23 protein-coding genes and 1 tRNA gene are annotated in these 19,157 nt (G+C 60.4%); 7 read left to right on the top strand and 17 right to left on the bottom strand.

The annotated features are described in order from the left end of the window. Window positions 1-65: 65 nt before the first annotated feature. The 3 genes from HJD22_RS05855 to folE form a co-directional block, all read right to left on the bottom strand. Window positions 66-338: a hypothetical protein gene (locus HJD22_RS05855; protein WP_208653811.1), complete on the bottom strand. Its 273-nt coding sequence runs from the start codon at window positions 336-338 to the stop codon at window positions 66-68. A gap of 73 nt (window positions 339-411) precedes the next feature. Then, window positions 412-825, bottom strand: a complete 414-nt coding sequence (gene folX, locus HJD22_RS05850) for a dihydroneopterin triphosphate 2'-epimerase (protein ID WP_208653810.1) — start codon at window positions 823-825, stop codon at window positions 412-414. Window positions 826-848: 23 nt separating this feature from the next. Continuing rightward, window positions 849-1,406 (bottom strand): GTP cyclohydrolase I FolE, encoded by a 558-nt coding sequence (folE, locus tag HJD22_RS05845; RefSeq protein WP_208653809.1) that lies wholly within the window; start codon window positions 1,404-1,406, stop codon window positions 849-851. Between the two features lie 294 nt (window positions 1,407-1,700). Between folE and HJD22_RS05840 the strand changes: the two genes are divergently transcribed. Further along, window positions 1,701-2,273, top strand: coding sequence for a hypothetical protein (locus tag HJD22_RS05840; protein WP_254280830.1), 573 nt, complete (start codon window positions 1,701-1,703; stop codon window positions 2,271-2,273). 43 nt (window positions 2,274-2,316) lie between these two features. On the opposite strand, the gene HJD22_RS05835 is transcribed toward HJD22_RS05840, so the two are convergent. Together HJD22_RS05835 and HJD22_RS05830 are read right to left on the bottom strand one after the other, a co-directional pair. Continuing rightward, window positions 2,317-3,315, bottom strand: coding sequence for a serine/threonine protein kinase (locus tag HJD22_RS05835; protein ID WP_208653808.1), 999 nt, complete (start codon window positions 3,313-3,315; stop codon window positions 2,317-2,319). 54 nt (window positions 3,316-3,369) lie between these two features. Then, entirely contained in the window at window positions 3,370-4,095 is a 726-nt protein-coding gene (locus tag HJD22_RS05830) for a ComF family protein (protein ID WP_248730122.1), read from the bottom strand. Window positions 4,096-4,160: 65 nt separating this feature from the next. Here HJD22_RS05830 and HJD22_RS05825 point away from each other — a divergent pair. Together HJD22_RS05825 and HJD22_RS05820 are read left to right on the top strand one after the other, a co-directional pair. After that, a tRNA-Leu gene (locus tag HJD22_RS05825) sits at window positions 4,161-4,245 on the top strand. Window positions 4,246-4,648: 403 nt separating this feature from the next. Then, the gene (locus HJD22_RS05820; RefSeq protein ID WP_248730121.1) at window positions 4,649-5,020 is read left to right on the top strand and encodes an EAL domain-containing protein; all 372 of its coding nucleotides are present in this window, start codon (window positions 4,649-4,651) and stop codon (window positions 5,018-5,020) included. 18 nt (window positions 5,021-5,038) lie between these two features. On the opposite strand, the gene HJD22_RS05815 is transcribed toward HJD22_RS05820, so the two are convergent. The 5 genes from HJD22_RS05815 to HJD22_RS05795 form a co-directional block, all read right to left on the bottom strand. Then, complete coding sequence (locus HJD22_RS05815) at window positions 5,039-5,620, bottom strand: hypothetical protein (RefSeq protein WP_208653807.1); 582 nt, start codon at window positions 5,618-5,620, stop codon at window positions 5,039-5,041. Window positions 5,621-5,829: 209 nt separating this feature from the next. Then, window positions 5,830-6,504, bottom strand: coding sequence for a hypothetical protein (locus HJD22_RS05810; RefSeq protein WP_248730120.1), 675 nt, complete (start codon window positions 6,502-6,504; stop codon window positions 5,830-5,832). Window positions 6,505-6,592: 88 nt separating this feature from the next. After that, window positions 6,593-6,835 carry a hypothetical protein gene (locus HJD22_RS05805; RefSeq protein WP_208653806.1) on the bottom strand — a complete coding sequence of 81 codons (243 nt, stop codon included), beginning with the start codon at window positions 6,833-6,835 and terminating at the stop codon, window positions 6,593-6,595. A 61-nt stretch (window positions 6,836-6,896) separates the two neighbouring features. Next, entirely contained in the window at window positions 6,897-9,152 is a 2,256-nt protein-coding gene (locus HJD22_RS05800; protein ID WP_208653805.1) for a flagellin, read from the bottom strand. 181 nt (window positions 9,153-9,333) lie between these two features. Beyond that, window positions 9,334-10,458 carry a FliC/FljB family flagellin gene (locus HJD22_RS05795; protein WP_208653804.1) on the bottom strand — a complete coding sequence of 375 codons (1,125 nt, stop codon included), beginning with the start codon at window positions 10,456-10,458 and terminating at the stop codon, window positions 9,334-9,336. A gap of 321 nt (window positions 10,459-10,779) precedes the next feature. Between HJD22_RS05795 and HJD22_RS05790 the strand changes: the two genes are divergently transcribed. Together HJD22_RS05790 and HJD22_RS05785 are read left to right on the top strand one after the other, a co-directional pair. Further along, window positions 10,780-10,992 (top strand): antitoxin MazE family protein, encoded by a 213-nt coding sequence (locus tag HJD22_RS05790; RefSeq protein WP_208653803.1) that lies wholly within the window; start codon window positions 10,780-10,782, stop codon window positions 10,990-10,992. Beyond that, window positions 10,989-11,261, top strand: coding sequence for a type II toxin-antitoxin system PemK/MazF family toxin (locus tag HJD22_RS05785; protein WP_217267818.1), 273 nt, complete (start codon window positions 10,989-10,991; stop codon window positions 11,259-11,261). Before HJD22_RS05790 ends, HJD22_RS05785 begins: the two co-directional genes overlap by 4 nt. 276 nt (window positions 11,262-11,537) lie before the next feature. Here the strand turns inward: HJD22_RS05785 and HJD22_RS05780 are convergent, their stop codons facing one another. Continuing rightward, on the bottom strand, window positions 11,538-12,290 hold the full coding sequence (locus tag HJD22_RS05780) for a putative metalloprotease CJM1_0395 family protein (RefSeq protein WP_248730118.1): 753 nt from the start codon (window positions 12,288-12,290) through the stop codon (window positions 11,538-11,540). Window positions 12,291-12,437: 147 nt separating this feature from the next. On the opposite strand from HJD22_RS05780, the gene HJD22_RS05775 reads away from it, so the two are divergent. Further along, the gene (locus HJD22_RS05775) at window positions 12,438-12,665 is read left to right on the top strand and encodes a DUF2835 domain-containing protein (RefSeq protein WP_208653802.1); all 228 of its coding nucleotides are present in this window, start codon (window positions 12,438-12,440) and stop codon (window positions 12,663-12,665) included. 200 nt (window positions 12,666-12,865) lie between these two features. Then, window positions 12,866-14,593 (top strand): diguanylate cyclase, encoded by a 1,728-nt coding sequence (locus HJD22_RS05770; RefSeq protein ID WP_208653801.1) that lies wholly within the window; start codon window positions 12,866-12,868, stop codon window positions 14,591-14,593. A 331-nt stretch (window positions 14,594-14,924) separates the two neighbouring features. Here HJD22_RS05770 and ureG read toward each other — a convergent pair whose 3' ends face one another. Genes ureG through HJD22_RS05740 form a run of 6 tightly spaced genes read right to left on the bottom strand, consistent with a single transcriptional unit; the run spans window position 14,925 to window position 19,135 of the window. Continuing rightward, window positions 14,925-15,563 (bottom strand): urease accessory protein UreG, encoded by a 639-nt coding sequence (gene ureG, locus HJD22_RS05765; RefSeq protein WP_208653800.1) that lies wholly within the window; start codon window positions 15,561-15,563, stop codon window positions 14,925-14,927. A 9-nt stretch (window positions 15,564-15,572) separates the two neighbouring features. Further along, window positions 15,573-16,286, bottom strand: a complete 714-nt coding sequence (locus HJD22_RS05760) for an urease accessory protein UreF (protein ID WP_217267840.1) — start codon at window positions 16,284-16,286, stop codon at window positions 15,573-15,575. Then, window positions 16,276-16,779, bottom strand: coding sequence for an urease accessory protein UreE (gene ureE, locus HJD22_RS05755; RefSeq protein WP_208653798.1), 504 nt, complete (start codon window positions 16,777-16,779; stop codon window positions 16,276-16,278). The genes HJD22_RS05760 and ureE overlap by 11 nt, the downstream gene beginning before the upstream one ends. Window positions 16,780-16,786: 7 nt before the next feature. Beyond that, entirely contained in the window at window positions 16,787-18,490 is a 1,704-nt protein-coding gene (ureC, locus tag HJD22_RS05750) for an urease subunit alpha (protein WP_208653797.1), read from the bottom strand. Continuing rightward, window positions 18,487-18,807, bottom strand: coding sequence for an urease subunit beta (locus tag HJD22_RS05745; protein WP_208656703.1), 321 nt, complete (start codon window positions 18,805-18,807; stop codon window positions 18,487-18,489). The genes ureC and HJD22_RS05745 overlap by 4 nt, the downstream gene beginning before the upstream one ends. Before the next feature lie 25 nt (window positions 18,808-18,832). Then, window positions 18,833-19,135: an urease subunit gamma gene (locus HJD22_RS05740; protein ID WP_208653796.1), complete on the bottom strand. Its 303-nt coding sequence runs from the start codon at window positions 19,133-19,135 to the stop codon at window positions 18,833-18,835. Window positions 19,136-19,157: the final 22 nt, after the last annotated feature.

Here is a 19,157-nt window from a genome sequence, read left to right as displayed (position 1 = left end):
TTCTCCTCTTGGCGGCCTCTTGCCGCCTGAGATTACGCCGTCGCCTCGTGCACGGCGTGGCTATGCTATGGGGCTGTTGCGATAGAGGGCTCGACCAGCGCCGCCAGGGTTGCCAGAACCATCGCCAGGGCGATCGCCGCCCAGCAGAAGACTCGTCCCTGATAGCGTAGCGGGTCGCGCCGGATCTGACGCAGCCCAAGCAGCGCAAATAGCGCCGCGGCAATGTTCAACGGCGCGACTCGGCCCTCGAAGAACAGCGAGATGAGTGCGGTGACGATGGCGATGATGGCCATGCCGGCGTAGCGCCGGCGAGGCGAGGATGGTTGCGGGTCTGACAATTCGATACTCCGTCGCTCGGCTCAAGCTCCATGCTAAGCCGACAACGCAGCGGACACCAACTCGAATCGCTCCCTAGCGACGCGAAGAGTGCTTCATGCGTGTCTCGGATAGCGTGATCGACACCGAATCGGCAAAGCGCAGGGCATGCGGCTTGTCGATCTCGACCTGGGCGGTGAGCACCTGCTCGTAGGACATGATGATATCCAGCACCTCACGTGTCATGCGTTCGAGCAGCTGGAAGCGGTTCTCCTCCACATGGGCGATCACATGCTTGGAGATGGTGCGATAGTTGAGCGCCTGGTCGATATGATTGAATGTCACGGCGCGCTCGGCGCGATAGCGAATGGTGGCGTTGATCACCACATCCTGGCGGTTTTTGATCTCGTCGTCCTTGATGCCGATATAGGTACGCAGGCGCAGATTCTTGATGCGGATGGTCGCCAGGTCGTGATCGAGATGCTGCTCGTCGAGGGCGTGAAGCGACATGGCAAACTCTCCTGATGGGCCGTTCAGCGTCCGTTGACCAGCATCAGAAACTCCTGACGCGTCGGCTGGTTCTCGCGGAAGGCGCCCAGCATCACCGAACTGGTCATGCTGGAGTTCTGTTTCTCCACACCACGCATCATCATGCACATGTGCTTGGCCTCGATCACCACCGCCACGCCACGCGCATCGGTCACCTGCAGCACGGCGTCGGCGATCTGGCGGGTCAGGTTTTCCTGGATCTGCATGCGCCGGGCATACATGTCGACGATGCGGGCGAACTTGGATAGCCCCAGCACCTTGCCATTCGGCAGGTAGGCGATATGACACTTGCCGATGAAGGGCAGCAGATGGTGCTCGCACATCGAATAGAGTTCGATATCCTTGATCAACACCATCTCGTCGGTTTCCGACTCGAACACCGCGCCGTTGATCAGCGCCTCCAACGTCTGCTGGTACCCCCTGGTCAAGAACTGCATCGCCTTGGCCGCCCGCATGGGGGTGTCCTTCAAGCCTTCACGGTCCGGATCTTCGCCCAATCCAGTGATGATCTGGCGATAGTGATTGGCGAGCTCTTCGGTCATGATCGGGCCTATTAGCTGAGCCACCCCGACGCGACGGGGCGCTGAAAAAGTGCAAACTATAATGGAGTTAGATCGAATGCGCTTGCATCACGAGGCGGTAATTCTAAGGCCTGCACAAAACCTCGTCGAGCACTGCCATGGCCAGGACTCCTCCAGGCAAGCATTGCACCGCGACAACCTGCCACATGAGCCTTGGCCGCCACCGCACGTGGCCAATAGCAGCTATGATAAACTATCGTCATCGAGCGCCCGTCAGGACGCCTCTCACTGGATCTGACACGAGCTAGCCGCCAAATGATCAAGAAGTACCTTTTGAAGAAGCACCTTCTCATGTTGCCCCTGGTATTGAGCCTGTCGGCACTGGCCCATGGCGATACGCTGGAGCTGCCCTCCGGTGCCCGCATCGATGTCCAAGTCATCGACGCCGTTACCCTCGATAGCGCGTCGCCCACCCAGGAGGATCTGCTACTCAAGCCGGCCATGAGCGGGAATGCCGATTACGCCCTCCCCGACCACTGCCTGATTACCGCCGATGCGCGGCTCTCCGGGGATCGTCTGCGCATCTCCACGCACCATCTCACCTGTATCGAAGCACAGGGGGATCACAGCGAAATCTACTCCGGCGAGATTTCGGCAACCGCCCAGGAGTCCGACGGCAGCGTAGGAGTGGTGGCCTGCAACAACGGTGTCTGCGAGCGCGCCGAGCTGACCCCGAATCATGTCTTCCAGCTCGAGCTTGCAAGCAGGTTGTCCCTCGACCCGCAGGAGAACCCCTCTGCCGAGATCAACGAAAGGCGGCGCAACGCCAATGGCACGGGTACCGCCAATCCGATTCCGGCCGAACGCCCCGACCCGGATAGCAACTGATCCCACGACGCCCCGCGGATGCGGGGCGTTTGCGTCAAGGATCTCAGGCCAGCCAACGTGGTGCCTTCTCCAGGGCTTGGCGCTGCTGCTCCAGAGTGCGGATATGCTGATCCCAGTAGCCCTCATCGGCGGCCCAGGGGAATGCGCGCGGGAAGGCGGGGTCGGACCAGCGCGCCGTCAACCAGGCGCTATGGCGCATCAAGCGCCAGGTGCGTAGCGGCTCGATCAGGGCCAGTTCGCGGCGATTGAACTCGGTGAACTGCTCGTAGCCCTCGATGATCTCCGAGAGCTGCCCCTGCTCCTCTTCCGGGGTCTGCGCGGTGAGCAGCATCCATAGATCCTGGATGCGTGGCGCCATCAGCGCATCGTCGAAATCCACCAGGCTGAAGGCCTCGTCACGACCGAGGATATTGCCGATGTGGCAGTCGCCATGTACACGGATGGCGCTGGACGCCGGCCATGCCAATCCCTGCAATGTCCGGCAGAGTTCACCACTGATGCGCTCATAGGCCTGGCGCTGACGCCGGTTGAGCCAGCTGCCGGCCAATACCTGCTCACGGCTCTCGCGTACCATGCCATCGAAGTCCATACGGCGGCGCTGCACGAAGGCCCGCCGCGCACCTACCGCATGCACGCGCCCGATCAGCTCACCCAGCGCGAACAGGTGCCCCGGGTTCTCGAGCTCCGGCGCCTGCCCCACCACCTGGGGAAACAGCGCGAAGCGATAGCCCTCCCACAGGTGCAGGCTATGCCCCTCGGCATTGCGCCAGGGTGCTGCCACCGGCACCTCATCGGCCTCAAGCTCGGCCAGGAAGTCATGCTCCTCCTGAATTTGGGCATCGCTCCAGCGCCCTGGGCGATAGAACTTCACCACCCAGCGTCGCCGTTCGTCATCGCTGAGCAGGAAGACCCGGTTTTCGTAGCTGTTGAGCGCGAAGGGCTCACCCGGCAGCCAGAACCCCAGCGACTCCACCGCGGCCACGATGCGCGCAGGCGCCAGCCGTTCGAAGGGATGCTCGGACGAGGGGGAAGTGACAGTCATGCGCATTCCTGGGGTGGCAGAAGAATGCCTATCTTATCAGGCTCTCGCGCAGCCTTACGAGGCGGGCGTGCGCGCCACCGCCCACACGTCGATCTCCCTGGCACCGGCGTTGCGGCATGCCTGGGCAAGGGCCTCGAGGGTCGCCCCGGTGGTCATGATGTCGTCGAGCAGCAGCACACGCGCGGGAAGCGTGCCCTCGATGGCGAAGGCGCCTTTCACGTTGGCCTGGCGCTCGCGCCGGCCCAGCCCTACCTGAGTGTCGGTCATGCGCCCTCGGCGCGCCCGGCGCAGGGGCACGCCCAATTCACGCGAGACACGCCGGGCAAGCCAGGCCACCTGATCGAAGCCGCGCGTTCGAGCGCGGCGGGGATGCAGCGGCACGCCAACAATCGCCTCCGGCATGCGCTCGAGAGTCGCCTGCTGACGCAGCAGCAGCGCCAGCAGAATCGCCCCGGCACGCGGCGAGCCGGAGTACTTGAAGCGCTGCATCAACGCCGCAATCTCCCCTTCGTAGCGCAGCGCCACTCGGGCATGCCGAAACGTGGGTGGCCACTTCAGGCAGGCACCGCAGTGCCTGCCTGCAGCACTTGTCGGCAGGGGCTCCGCGCAGACCGGACAGGCATACACGATCCATGGCAGACGCAATAGGCAGGGATCACACCACGGCGTGGTGCCATCCACCGGCGACAGGCAGAACGCACAGTGGCCAGGCAGCGCCCGGCGCAACGCCTGGTCGAACCCTCGAAAGAGCCGGTGCAGAGGAAACGCAGCGTTCATCATCTTTAGCCTTGAAGCACATCAATTCGTTGACTTATGGAGGCACTTGCGTAGAATATCGGCGCATTGCGGATGTGGTGGAATTGGTAGACACGCCAGATTTAGGTTCTGGTGCCGTAAGGCGTGGAGGTTCAAGTCCTCTCATCCGCACCACCTGTTTTACCCCCTTCTTCTACCTTCTACTGCTTTCTTCTACTACTCTCTTCTGCCTTTTCTGCCCCATTTTCAATGTCCATTTTTGGCTTCCTCCTTCTTCTTGACGTATATCAATAGTCAAATCGTTGGCTTTGTCTCTTTGCTGTGTAAGCCTTATCCTACATTTGCGTCAGAAATTACCCCACTACACATAAGCGCTCAGCCTGATCCATCATTACCTACCTTACGCGCTAGCGCCCAAAACAAGGCATTCGCAAACGATGATGACCTCTACCACCCGCATCGTATCGAGTGGCGTGGCGCATGGACCGCTAGCACTGCCCTATCAACGCCTTTCCAGGATGATCGAACACGCCCGACAGCAAGCGATCCACCGCGGCGGCGCACTCACGTTGGGGAGATGGGCATCGACTTTGCCATTGACGACTTCGGCACTGGCTACTCCTCGCTCACCCACCTGCGCCAATTGCCGGTGGATCTGATCAAGATCGACCAGAGCTTCGTGCGCGACATGCTCAGCAATGCCAACGACATGGCGATCATGGAGAGCGTGATCTACATGGCCAACCGCTTCGGGCGGCCCATGCTCGCCGAAGGGGTGGAGACCCTTGCCCAGGCCAGGGCGCTGATCTCGCTGGGTTGCGCGCTGGCCCAGGGCAACGGCATCGCCCCACCCATGGCTCCCGAGCAACTGCCCGGTTGGCTGCACCACTGGCCCAAGCAGAGACAGTGGGCGACACTGCACACAACGCCCCGTTGCATGAGTGGCTGACGCGGCGCTAGGCCTGTTTCACATCACCGTTGGTGGCGGAGCGGTGTGGGCTGAAGTGCGCTCGCGCCCTGACGGTAACGAGGCGAGTATCTTGCTTGAGAGCGTCACCTGCTCGAACTGCACCAGCAGGTCTTCCCCCTCTGCCGTGAAGCGGGAGGTGATCACCTTGCCATTACGCCCCATCCACTCTATCCGGTTCTCTCCCACCACCAGGGCGTGATTGGCCTGCTCCGCCGTGGTGGGGTGCTGGCCATTGATGGTGAGCAGGATCGCCTTCTCGTTGATCTTGCCTCGCAGCGGGCTGCCCTTACCGATGCGCAGCACGCAAAGCCCGATATGGCGCCCCCTTTGCGAGGGCGCATCTTCGCCCTTGGTCTCTTCAAGCGTTGCTGCACGCAGGGGGGGATTGTCCTGCCGCTCGTTCAAGCGTTCGTTGATATGGGTACAGAGCATGGCGCTTGAGAACAGCAGCAGACCGAAGAAAATCGGCCAGAGGATGGCCATTGGCCCATACGTGACAAGACAGTAGGTCGCATAGGGTGCGGAAAGCGCCGCCATGGACCACAGCATGCCCGCGAGGACAGTACGTTGCTTGCGCATGTCGACTCTTCCTTATGAGGCCACTACTACCTCATTATTATTTTCGTCACAAATACTTCCGATAGTGTAACCCCTTTGTAAGCCATCTCAAAGCAAGACATTAGTGATAATGGCTATTAATTGACTCACGGCTGTTCAAGCACTCCAGGCCTGCCGAGGCATTACTCTGTGCCTGGCGTTGGCCAGGCACGAAGGTTACCCAGCCTATATCAGAAGGTGTAGCTGATCCCGACCAGGGCCACCGGATAGAACGGCAGCTTGTCGGCTTCCTCCTTCAACTGGCGCTCCTCTTCGCGCAGATCGCGCCGAAGCTGCTCATTGCGACCCTCGAAGTTCTGCGATGTACTCAACGAGACATCGATATTGGTGGCCATGATGCCGAGCTCCGAGAACGCCCCGAAGCCGCTACGGTGTGACGAGCGCCAGCCGAACCCCACATAGGGCTGCACGCCATCGGCGATGGTCAGGCTGCCATGCACGGTCCCCAGGTCTGCGGCGTTGTACAGCTGGCCGTTGAACTCGAAGGTGTCGTTATGCTTGGCGCGCCCGACCACATCGGCTTTCATGTCGGGCAGCATCGCGCCGGCCGTCAGGTAGAAGCGCCCGGCGAAGGGGTAGTAATCGAGCGTCAACGCGCCGGCGGAGAGATCCAGATCGGCGTCGTAATCGACATCGTCGGTATCGTAATCGCCGCTCCAGCTGATGCCGCCGGCATACTGGGCACTGATGCCCAGGCGCTCGTGAAAGCGCCAGGAGACGTCTGCCCCCACACCAGTGGTACCGGCAAACACCCCTACCGTCACGCTACGCTCAAACGCGGTGGCGCTGTTCATGCTCATTCCCAGCAGGGCGGTACCCAGCGCCATGGCCATCGTTTTTTTCATTACCGCTTCCCTTGCGATTCATCGGTGTGTTTTGGCGCAGAGTGTGATGCAGCGCTATACCACTCTATCGGCAAGCGCGTTATATGCTTTAATTGAGCGCGTCTTGATTGAGAGCACCTAGCGCCAGCAGCGCCTGGGTGTAGTGCCACTGATCCTTGACGGTGCGTGAATAAATGTCGTGGAGCTTGTCGTAATCGCGCTCCATTCTTTCGTTCATGCCGGTTTCCTCGAAGCGCGTCATCAACTCACGGGTTTCCTTCAATACCCGATCGAGCTCGTCGATCATGCGCTGGCAATCTGCCGAGCTCATGATTCCTGTCGGTTGATCCATGACATTTCTCAAATAAAAAGGGCCGGCAAGACCGGCCCCTGTCGGTAGTGCAATCAGGCGGTCAACCCAGCAGAGACAGCACGTTCTGCGGGATCTGGTTGGCCTGGGCGAGTACGGAGGTGCCGGCCTGCTCCAGGATCTGGGTACGTGTCAAATTGGACACCTCTACCGCATAGTTGGCATCCATAATGCGCGAGCGCGCAGCGGAGAGACTGAGATTGCTGCTAATATGATTTTCCACGACCGAGCCCAGCCGATTTTCGATAGCCCCTAAGTAGCTTCGCTTGCTATCCACTATTGCAATGGCACGATCCAATGCCGCAAGTGGATTAGCGGGTGTGCGCAAACGAATCTGCTGATCTACCTCGGCAAGATTGACGATAGTATGAGGAATACCGTCGTCGTTGGCGCCATTGGCATCGGTACTGACATTAATAGAAAGCGGTGCCAGGGAGTCCAAGGGGTAATAGATGATCACCTCCCCAGTACCATTCACCGTTTTGATCAGAATATCGTTACCTTCCGTGTCGACCAGGCTTGCCACCTTGAAGCTTCCATAGTTTGAAAGACTATTAGGAAGATCGAAATAGTAGTTACCATCGTCGCGCTGGCGCAGCACATCACTGAAGGAGTCGCCATTGGCATCCGTATAGTTAACGGTGACATTGCGCGGGTCCAGCGTCACGGTCGAGGTGCCGCTTACCGTCTCAACCCGCTCATTGAGATTGAACGTGGCCGCTGCCTCCCCCAGCGCCTTGGCCAGTACCTGCTCCTCTCCTTGCGGTCCTATCGTCAGGGAAACCTCTGCTTGATAATAACGATAGATACCATCGCCACTATCGACTTCAATCATATATTGGTTATTGGACACACGTTGCATGAGCCGCGCATTGCCACCGAACGCGGCATCATTCACGTCGGCGAAGTCGATATCCGTTGTAGTGAAGTCGAGACTAGGCAAGGTGTCTACGCTATTGGCACTTGAAAGGTCATCGCCGAGAAAAGCGCGAGGATCAGATGCGCGGAAAGTCAGCGTGAGCTCCTCGTCATCATCTACAAGCTGCGTTGAGACGCTGGCACTGCCAAGACGATAGTAGGCTGGTTCGCCGCCTAGCTCGCTACGGATGTAGTAATTACCACCATTTTCAAACAGTTCGTCACTTGCCAGGGGCATACCGCTGCTATCGAGAAAAACAAGGTGGTCGGCTTCGCTAAGCGTATAACCCTGACCATCAATCACATGCGCCGAGACGGCACTATAGACCTGATTGGTAGAGGGCGCGTCATTGACCATCCTTGCTTGCACAGCCCCGGAGCCCGCCGCAAAACTCAGCTCAGCCTCATGGTAACTCACACTACCGTTGGCGGCGGTCTGCTCTATGACATAGCTTCCGCTGTCTTGAAGCAGGCGTTGCGTTCCGCCCAGGGCCATACCATTACTGTCGCTGAAGGCAATGCTCGAAATGTCTCTTGCCTGCATGGGAGCGGTATCGGTATAGAGCTGGCCAGTCGCGGCAATGGTTACGGTACTGCTATCACTGGCAGTATTATGGTGAGCCTGCGGCGTACCCGTATTGAAGAACAGCGGTTTGCCGTCGCCATCCAGGGTGCTGATGTAATAACCGAAGCTACCCTCTGCCGGACTTTGAAGGCGCAAGGTCGGCTCGCTACCCGTTACCCCTGTATAGCTGACAGTCGTTTCAGCCGTCGCTTGAGGGTAAAGCTCAATATCGCGGGCATAGCCCTGAAGGGTGTTGCGAGGCGTTACTTCACCATCAAGCCCCGCGACGGTAAAGTCCTCAAGACCCAGTGCCGCCACGCTAAACCCTGGCGGCAGAAGATCAATCTTCAAGGTCTCGTTATCGTTGGCGCCTACCTGCAGGTTGACCAGCCCAGCACTGCCATCGAGCAGGGGGATACCGTTGTAATCGACCGACTGGGCCAGCCGATCGATTTCCCAGAGATTCATGTTGATTTCGGCCTGGATGGCATCGCTGTCGCTCCAGCTCAAGGTGCCATTGAGCCCCTGAACCGTCAGTTCGCGAATACGCTGCAGCTTGTCATTGATCTGATCCAGTGCACCATGCGCCGTCTGCGACAGCGACACCCCATCGTTGGCGTTGCGCATGGCCATCGAACGACCATTGATCTGGCTGGTCATGCGATTACCAATGGCTTGCCCTGCGGCATCGTCTTTTGCGCCGTTGATGCGCATTCCCGAGGAGAGCCGCTCCATGGCGGTAGTAAGCGCCGATTGGGAACGCTTGAGATTGGCCTGGCCACTCAAGGAAAGAAGATTGGTGTTGATCGCTGTCATCGTGCGTTTCCGTGCGCCAAGTCCAATATTTTTAGTTATCGGCTAACGTATGGAAAGCTTGAGTCAATTCGTATTGAACCAAGGTTTGATTTACTACTTGCACAATAAAACAGGCGCCACGTGGGCGCCTGTAGGGTCTTGAAGGGGGGGCAAAGCCTGCCCCACCCGATCAAGGGCCGGATTAACCCAGCAGAGACAGCACGTTCTGCGGAATCTGGTTGGCCTGGGCCAGTACGGAAGTGCCGGCCTGCTGCAGGATCTGCGCGCGGGTCATGTTGGCCACTTCCACCGCGTAGTCGGCATCTTCGATGCGCGAACGGGCGGCAGACAGGTTAGTGGAGTTGGTGTTCAGGTTGGTGATGGCGTCTTCGAAGCGGTTCTGCACGGCACCCAGCTCGGAGCGCAGGCTGTCAACCTGATTCAGAGCGGCATCCAAGGCGGCCAGCGGATTCTCGGTGGCGGCGGCATCCGGATCGGTGGTCAGAGCGTCGTTTTCCACATAGACAGCATCGCCACTATCGGTGTCGGTCACGGTGCCATTGGCAGCGATGGTGTAGTCGCCAACCGTTACATCGTCCTCTTCCTCAGCGATCAAGCTTGCCAGTTCAGAAGAGGTGACGGTGGCCATGATAGCCTCATCGTCTCCGTCTACCTCACCGGTGTCATACTCCCAAGTACCATCTGCGAGCTTGGTATATTCAACGTCATCTTCACCCAGCGTGACCGTAGCGTCTGCATCGGCAAGATCAAGCACGTCGGTGGCAGTGGCGGCGGGAGCGCCGGCAACGCTGAAGCCATCCGCAAACAGCGTGCTGACATCGATTTGCTTCAGTTGGACAGTGATGGTTTCACCATCGTTGGCACCGACCTGGATCTGCAGGCCTTGCTCGCTGGCCAATACGTTGACGCCGTTGAAATTGGTCTCGGCAGAGATACGGTCGATTTCAGCCAGACGCTGATCGATTTCGTCCTGGATGGACTTCAAATCATCAGAAGAGTTGGTGCCGTTCTGGGCCTGGACGGTCAACTCACGAATGCGCTGCAGGTTGTCGTTGACCTGGTTCAGTGAACCTTCGGCGGTCTGGGCCAGGGAGATACCGTCGTTGGCGTTACGCTGCGCCTGGTTCAGACCGGTGATCTGGGCAGTCATGCGGTTGGCGATGGCCTGACCGGCGGCGTCGTCCTTGGCGCTGTTGATGCGCAGGCCGGAAGAGAGACGCTCCATGGAAGTCTGCAGAGCGTTCTGCGACTTGCTCAGGTTTGACTGACCAATCATGGAGGTGATGTTGGTGTTGATCACTGACATGGTGTATTTCCTTCCAATTAGTTAGGGGCTCCATTGGCCGGTCGCGATTCAGGTTGTTGGTGCTGATCGGGGCCTGCCGTAACGGCGCCGTTGGCCGTTACCCTGTTTATCGGAAGGCGTTGGGAAAGCTTTAGCGCGATTTGCGAATTTTTTGAGGGGGCTGTGGGAGGCGCACCGAGAGATGCACTCCCCTCTGTTTAAACAGTCCCATGCTGCCGCTCCATCGCCGCCGTAGGGGCCTGCATGGCGCTTGTGTATTTCTCGAGCGCCGGCCATCGTTACATGTAACATACTCAAAGACATGAACATGCAGGGAGAGTAATGGCCCGCGCCGTCAATGAACGAGTCAAGCAGCGCCGCGATGCATTGCGCGCCCAAGGGCTGCGCCCCTTGCAGGTCTGGGTGCCCGATACGCGTTCACCCGACTTTGCCAGGCAATGCAGGGAGCAATCCCGGGCCGTCCATGACGATTCTCTCGAGAATGACACACTCGAGTGGATCGAGGAGGTGGCGGATCACGAGGGATGGCAATGAGACGAGGCGAGATCGTGATCGTCTCCACACGAGGCGATTACGAGAAGCCGCGCCCCGCGCTTATCGTTCAGTCGGACCTTTTTCATGAGCACCCTTCGGCCACGCTGGCGCCTATCACCAGTGGGATTCGCGCCGAATTGCCCCTTTTCCGGCTCGATCTTGCACCTTCAGAATTCAATGGGCTACAACGTCCCGGCCAAGTGATGATCGACAAGCTGGTCAGCGTGCCTAGGGCGAAACTCTCGACCCCCCATCGGGCGGCTGGATGACAGCGATATGCTGCGCGTCACTCGTGCTTTGATGGTCTGGCTGGGGGTTGCTTGAGAGTAGGATAGCTATCCAACAATCACCGTTGCCTGGGCACATCGCCCGGTCGTAGCCGGGCGATGTGCCCAGGCAACGGGCCGCACCAAGACGTTCTACCTGCGCAAGCTCATCGAAGATCCTCTGGAAGAGCTGGAAGATGCCTACTTGGCCGAGCATGCGATAGAGCAGTTGCGCCAAGGCCGCGACCGTATCATGTCGTCAGAGGAATTCTGGCGTGATCAAGCGACCGCGCGCAGCGAATCGCGGTAGGATTGCCCGGCCATGATTGAGCGCGAGACGACTTCGTACTCCTCGAGCTGACGCTCGATACTCTCTTGGGCATGACCTTGGGCATGACGATCCGCTCCCCTGCCGGCGCTGGCCGCTGCAACGTCGTCGCCCCCTTCGCTGGCGCTGTGTCGCGCGGCATTCATCTCGCTGCGTTGCTGCTCGAGCTCGAGGCGGGCGCTGATCATCACCTGGCGGGCCTGGGCGGCCACCTTGCGATCCTGCGTGGAGGGGTCGGCTGGCGCCAGGGCAGCGGCGATCACCGTCTGCATCTTGTCGATGGTGGCCTGGGGGTCGCCACTCACCGGGCCGTAGTCGATGGAGACTTCACCGGCCACGGCGTAGCGCTTGCCGTCCGGGCCGATCTCGTACTCATAACTTGCGCCACCACTATAGTGGCCGCCAGCGATCTGATGCGCCATCTCGTGCTGGCGCACCGCGCGATCCGTCACCTTGAGCCGTTCGAGGTAGTCGAGCTCCTCGGGCGTGAGTGGCTCGCCATTGGCGGCACTTGGCGCAGCACCCCGCGTTGCACCGCCCACCGTGGCGCTTTCGACATGCTTCTCCTGCACCTGGCCTCGCGCCTGGCGCTCTTCGTTCTCGCTTGCCGCCTTTGCCGTGGGTGTCATGGGCGCAATGGGCGCCACCTGGAGCGAGGCGCGCGCGTTGAACGGCTGATGAAACAGGGTGGGAGCAATTTGCATGGGCCTACCTTCCGTGTGGCGTCATGACAGCAGTATTATACGAGGTTACCCGCTGAGCAAGCCTGCGAATCGTTGAAAGCGGTCGCATTCGCGGCCTCTTCGTTACAATTGCAACGCATCGCACACCCACTGCTGAAAGAGAGTCCCTTGCCCAGTATCGATGTCGTGCTTCACCTCACCTCCGACGAGTGCCTGGCCCATTACCAGGGCCGAGCCCAGCAGGTGCACGCGCTCAGTGTCGATGGGCGCCGGTTGGTCTTTCCGGCCACGGCGCTGCGCCATATCGTTTCGCATGATGGAGTCCATGGGGTATTTCGGCTGAGCTTCAACGAGCAGGGCAAGTTCGAATCCCTCGCCCCTTTACCGCGAAAGTAGCGACACCCGGCGCTAGAATCTTAACAAAAAGTAACATATAGTCTCTCTAGCTTACCGCCATTTCCCCTACTTTTTGCTGTCCGAGATCAGGAAGCGGGCGGGGCGGGCATACGTTAGGATTTCCTTGCATGTGAGCTTCAACCACCAAGAGTCACGTATTCATGGAAGATACGTCTCGCTGCATGTTGGCCCGTCGAATCATGACAGGACTCACAGCGTTTCTCATTTGGCATTTCAATATCGCCTGGGCAAGCACAGCCCCTGGCGAGACGCTCGGGCCTCCAATCAATGAAGCCCTCGTCTCAGCCGACGACAGCCTCACCGACTCAGACCGAAGCCGGCCGCAAGTAGACGAGAGTGGAAGGGAGCGGGTAACGCTGCAGCTTCCCTGGTATCCACAGTTTCAATTCGCCGGGTACTACGCCGCGCTCGAGCGGGGCTACTATCGCGATGCTGGACTTGACGTAGAGGTTCGTCACACCGGGAGTGGCACTATTGCCAACCCCGTCGAGGAGGTCATCTTCAATCGCGCCGAGTTCGGTGTCTCGCGCTCCGACCTGCTGGTTCACCACAGCGAGGGACTCCCCGTGGCGGTGCTGGCGAATATCATGCAGCGCTCCGCCCTGACGTTTCTGACCTTGGAGCGCTACGGTTTCGACCGTCTGGAGGAGATCGGCGACCGCCCCGTCAGTCTGCCGCTAATGGAGAATGGCGAGGAGCATCTCGACTGGGAGATTCTCGCTACCCTGTATGCCGCCGGAGTCGATCCGGAGCAACTCAACAACGCGTCGCCCAATTGGCAAGTCGAGGGCCTGATCGATGGCACGACCCAACTGCTTCCCATCTTCTCCACCACCCTGCCCTATTTCATCAGGCAGTATGGCGAGGAGCCGGTCGAGATCCATCCAAGCGAGTATGGCATCGACTTCTACGGCGACCTGCTTTTTACCCATCAGCAGCTGATCGAGCAACGCCCGGCGTTGGTGAAAGCGTTCCGTGAGGCCTCCCTGCACGGCTGGCGATATGCGCTGACCCATATCGATGAGGTGGCGGAACTGATCGATCAGCGCTACGAGACGCAACATGCCGGTTATGATATCGAGCTCCTGCGTGAGGAGGCGCAACAGCTCATTGCGCTGATGCAACCCGAATTGATCGAGATTGGCCACATCAACCCGACACGCTGGGAGGCGATTGCCCACACCTACCAGTCGCTGGACATCATCGATGAGTACGATCTGGAGTCCTTTCTCTACTCTCCTGAACGGGTGCCGCTGGCCAATGACGGGTTTCCGAACGTCTGGCGCTGGGCGATGCTCGCCCTGTCGATCCTGACCGTGGCCGTCGCCCTCGCCTTCTATCTGCATATGATGAACCGCGAACTGCGCCGGGAAATGCAGCGCCGCAAGAGCGCGGAAGATGCCCTGCGCCACCAGGCAGAAAAAGATGGATTGACGGGGATAGACAATCGCCGCTTGTTCGAAGTGCGCTTGCAGCAGGAGTTCGATCGCGCCAGGCGGCACGGGCGCGCGCTGAGCATCATTCTGTTCGATGTGGACCATTTCAAACGCTTCAATGACAGCCACGGCCATCTGCTGGGCGACCAGGTTTTGATCCAGATCGCCACCGTCACCCAGGCGGTGCTGCGTAGTTGCGACCATTTCGCCCGTTATGGCGGCGAGGAGTTCGTGGTCGTGCTTCCCGATACCGACCTTGCCGAAGCTGGCATGATCGCCAATCGCATCTGGCAGGCCAATCGAGAGCATCGCGTGGTCACCGACTCGCTGGTGGTCGGCTACACGCTTAGCCTTGGTGTGGCGACCATTTCACTCAGCGACAAACATGGTCATGACCTGCTCCAACGCGCCGATACCCAGCTCTATCGGGCCAAGGAGTCGGGCCGGGATCGCTGCTGTAAAGCGGAATAAGCGATTGATAAGCAATATTGTGGTGGTCAAATAAGAATCGTTCTCTAGCCTGCTAAGATTTTTTTCTCATTTACGTCAGTAAATTAACATGGGTTAATTATAACCTGCCCTTGAAGCGGCATGCTGTTTCGGTGGAATCAAGGATGATTCGTAGCGGCGGGATGCCGCTCACATGCCGCTGGAAGCCATTATTGGCGTGAAACACAATGCACCTCGGCGTCTCATTCTTCGCATTCCCGTGAGAAACTGCTCGACAAATGGATTCATAAAAAAGCGCCCAGGCCATGGCCTGGGCGCTTTTTTGTCTCAATAAGGCCTGGATTCAGCACGCTCAACCGGCATTGGCCTGCTGGCGTGGGCGGCGATCCGGCAGCATGCCGCGATCGAGAATGAAGCGGATGATCTCCTCGAGCCCCACCCCATCGTAGAGGTTGGTGAAGACGAATGGCCGCTCGCCCCGCATCTTCTTCGAGTCGCGCTCCATCACCTCTAGCGAAGCGTGCACCTGCTCGGCGATATCGATCTTGTTGATGATCAGCAGGTCGGACTTGGTGATACCAGGCCCGCCCTTGCGGGGGATCTTGTCGCCTGCGGAAACGTCGATGACATAAAGCGTCAAGTCGGAAAGTTCCGGGCTGAAGGTGGCCGAGAGATTGTCGCCGCCGGACTCCACCAGCACCAGCTCGAGGCCGGGGTGACGCGCTTGAAGATCATCGATGGCGGCGAGGTTCATCGAGGCATCCTCGCGGATGGCGGTGTGCGGACAGCCGCCGGTCTCCACGCCAAGGATACGATCCGCCGCCAGGGCTTCGTGCTTGAGCAGGAAGTCAGCATCCTCGCGGGTATAGATATCGTTGGTGACCACCGCGATATCATAGTGATCGCGCAGTGCCAGGCAGAGCTGCTTGAGCAGCGCGGTCTTGCCGGAGCCCACCGGGCCGCCGACGCCTACGCGTAGGCAATGGTTCATGAATCTCTCCTAACTTCGAAACAGTCGTGAATATTGGGTCTCATGCTGGGCGCTGGCCAGGGCCAGCCCCGGCAGCAGCGGGCCGAGTTCTTGGTCATCCAGTACCAGGGCCTTGTCCACCGCGCCGACGAGTGCCGGGCGCAGCCGCTCGATCAAGCGCTGGGCAGCGGTATGCCCAAGCGGCAGTGCCTTGCAGGCCACCGCCAGCTGGTTTTCGAGCCACGCCCAGGCAAAGCCGAGCAGTGTCTGGCGCACTGGCACGCCTCGCGCATGGGCGGTCCAGGCAAATAGTGTGACGTAGCCGGCACCCGCTGGCAGCGGCGTCTCGCTCGAAGGACGATTGGGCAATAGCGCCAGGCTTTTCAGCAGGCGTGCCAGCGCAGCGCCCAGGCGGCTATCTTCGGCGGCAAGTTCTGCCGTTTCGCGATTGGCGGCAAGCCAGTCGTTCCACTCGCTCACCGCCTCGTCATCGCGCTGCGCCCAGGCTTGCTGCAGGCGCATCAGCGCCGGGAGCTCGCAGCGAGCCAGGCCATCGTCGAGCACCCCTTCCAGCCACTCGCCAAGGCTCTCCTCATTGTCTACCCAGCCCAGCTCGAAGGCGCTCTCGAGCCCTTGGGAGAAGGCAAAGGCACCGATCGGCAGCGCCGGACTGACCAGTTGCAGCAGCCCCAGCAGCGCCAGGTCGTCGCCCAGCCCGGTACCGCTGGCTGACTCAATGGGCATGGTCATGCCCGTGGGAATGCTCATGCTGATGCTCATGGGAGTGAGCGTGCCCCAACTGGTTGTAGGCGCCCGGCTCAGGGTCGAAAGGCGCCTCGTGGTGCTCAAGGGTGGCCCCCAGCAGCACCGCCAGCTCCTCGAGCACATGATCCGGCGGGAAGCGCACGAATCCGCCTCGCGCATCCTCATCCAGCGCCAGCTGTACATGGCGATTGCCGAGATGATAGGCGAGCCGCGCCAGCGGCAGGCCTGTGGCAATGCGCGCGGTGACCACCGGCTCGATGGCGGCCTTCACCTGCACGATTTCGCCGCTCTCGGCACGTAGCCCTTCGCCCTCGCGCAACACCGGGCCACGGTCGAGAAACAGGCCAAGCTCGCGGCCGGCATCGCTTTTCGCCTTGAGACGGCCGCGAATGCGCAGCTCAAAAGGCAGTGTCAGGGTGTCACTGGCCTGGCTCGCCTCGATGGGCCCCAGGCGTTCAATCAGTTTCAGCATGGTCGCCTCAAAACAGGTGGTAGCGTTGGGCCAATGGCAGCTCGGTGGCCGGCTCGCAGGTCAGCAGTTCGCCGTCGCAGCGCACCTCGTAGGTCTGCGGGTCGACGCTGAGTTCAGGGCAGGCATCGTTGAGCTTCATGTCGCCCTTGCGCACCCCGCGAACGTTCTTGCATGCCACCAAGGTGCTTTCCAGGCCAAGCCGCTCCTTGATGCCGGCATCAATGGCCGCCTGGCTGACGAAGCTGATGCGCGTCTGGCTTGCCGCCTTGCCGAAGGCACCGAACATGAAGCGGTAGTGCACCGGCTGCGGCGTGGGAATCGAGGCGTTGGGGTCGCCCATGGGAGCGGCCGCGATCATGCCGGCCTTGAGCATCAGCGCCGGCTTGACGCCGAAGAAAGCAGGATTCCACAGCACCAGATCGGCGAGCTTGCCGATCTCCACCGAACCCACCTCGTGGGCAATGCCATGGGTGATTGCCGGGTTGATGGTGTACTTGGCGATATAGCGCTTGGCGCGAAAATTGTCGGCACCCAGTGCTTCGTCTTCAGGCAGCAGCCCGCGCTGCACCTTCATCTTGTGGGCGGTCTGCCAGGTTCGGCACACCACTTCTCCGACCCGACCCATGGCCTGGGAGTCGGAGGCGATCATCGAGATCACCCCCATGTCGTGGAGAATGTCCTCGGCGGCGATGGTCTCGCGGCGGATGCGCGAGTCGGCGAAGGCGACATCCTCGGGAATGTTGGGATCGAGGTGGTGGCACACCATCAGCATGTCGAGGTGCTCGTCGATGGTGTTGACCGTATAGGGCCGGGTCGGGTTGGTCGACGAGGGCAGCACGTACTCCTTGGAGCAGGCGGTGATGATGTCCGGCGCGTGACCGCCCCCCGCCCCTTCGGTGTGGTAGGTGTGGATACCGCGCTCCTTGAAGGCGGCGAGCGTGTCCTCGACGAAGCCCGACTCATTGAGCGTGTCGGTGTGTATCGCGATCTGCACGTCGTAGCGCTCGGCCACGCTCAGGCAGTTGTCGATGGAGGCTGGCGTGGTGCCCCAATCCTCGTGCAGCTTGAGCCCCATGGCGCCCGCCTCTAGCTGCGCCTCCAGCGCCTCGGGCAGGCTTGCATTGCCCTTGCCGAGCAGGCCGATGTTCATCGGCAGCTCATCCACCGCCTGCAGCATCTTGCCGATGTGCCAGGCACCAGGCGTACAGGTGGTGGCATTGGTGCCGGTGGCCGGTCCCGTGCCGCCGCCGAGCATGGTAGTGACGCCACTCATCAGCGCTTCTTCCACCTGCTGGGGGCAGATGAAGTGAATGTGGGCGTCGATGCCGCCGGCGGTGAGGATCTTGCCCTCGCCGGCGATCACTTCGGTGCCAGGGCCAATGACGATTTCGACGTCGGGCTGGGTATCGGGATTGCCCGCCTTGCCGATGGCGGCAATGCGGCCCTCCTTCAGGCCCACGTCTGCCTTGACGATACCCCACCAGTCGAGGATCAGCGCATTGGTGATCACGGTGTCCATCACCGTGTCGTCATTGCGCTGGCTCTGGCCCATTCCGTCGCGGATCACCTTGCCCCCGCCGAACTTCACCTCGTCGCCGTAGTGGGTGGCATCGCGCTCGACCTCGATCCACAGCTCGGTGTCACCCAGACGCACACGATCGCCCACCGTGGGGCCGTACATGTCGGCATAAGCCTGACGGCTGATCTTCATGATTTGCCTCCGTCCAGCGGTCCCATGACGTCACCGCGAAAACCGTAGATATGGCGTGTGCCGGCGAAGGGGATCAAGGTCACCTCGCGGCTCTGGCCAGGCTCGAAGCGAATTGCCGTGCCGGCGGCAACGTCGAGGCGGTAACCGCGGCTCTTGTCGCGGTCGAAGCGCAGTGCCGGATTGGCCTCGGCAAAGTGATAGTGCGAGCCGATCTGGATGGGACGGTCGCCGGTATTGGCAACCTCGACGCTGATTCTCTCGCGCCCCGTGCAGAGCTCGATCTCGCCGTCCTTCAACTGATACTCTCCTGGAACCATTGGGCCGGAAATCATCGCGGGCTCCTCATACGATGGGTGAATGAACGGTGACCAGCTTGGTCCCGTCGGGGAAGGTGGCTTCGACCTGCACCTCATCGACCATCTCGGCCACCCCCTCCATCACATCGTCGCGGGTCAGTATCTCGCGCCCGGCACTCATCAGCTCGGCCACGCTCCTGCCGTCGCGAGCCCCCTCCATGATCTCGGCGCTGATCAGCGCCACGGCCTCGGGGTAGTTGAGCTTGAGCCCACGCTCACGGCGGCGCTCGGCCAGCAGTGCCGCCGTGAACAGCAGCAGCTTGTCCTTGTCTCGAGGGGTCAGTTCCATCGCGGCGTCTCCATCTGCGAAG

Source organism: Halomonas sp. TA22 (assembly GCF_013009075.1).
Classification (GTDB): domain Bacteria; phylum Pseudomonadota; class Gammaproteobacteria; order Pseudomonadales; family Halomonadaceae; genus TA22.
The sequence above is the reverse complement of the archived record's forward strand: the minus strand, read 5'-3'. Positions and strand labels throughout refer to the sequence as shown.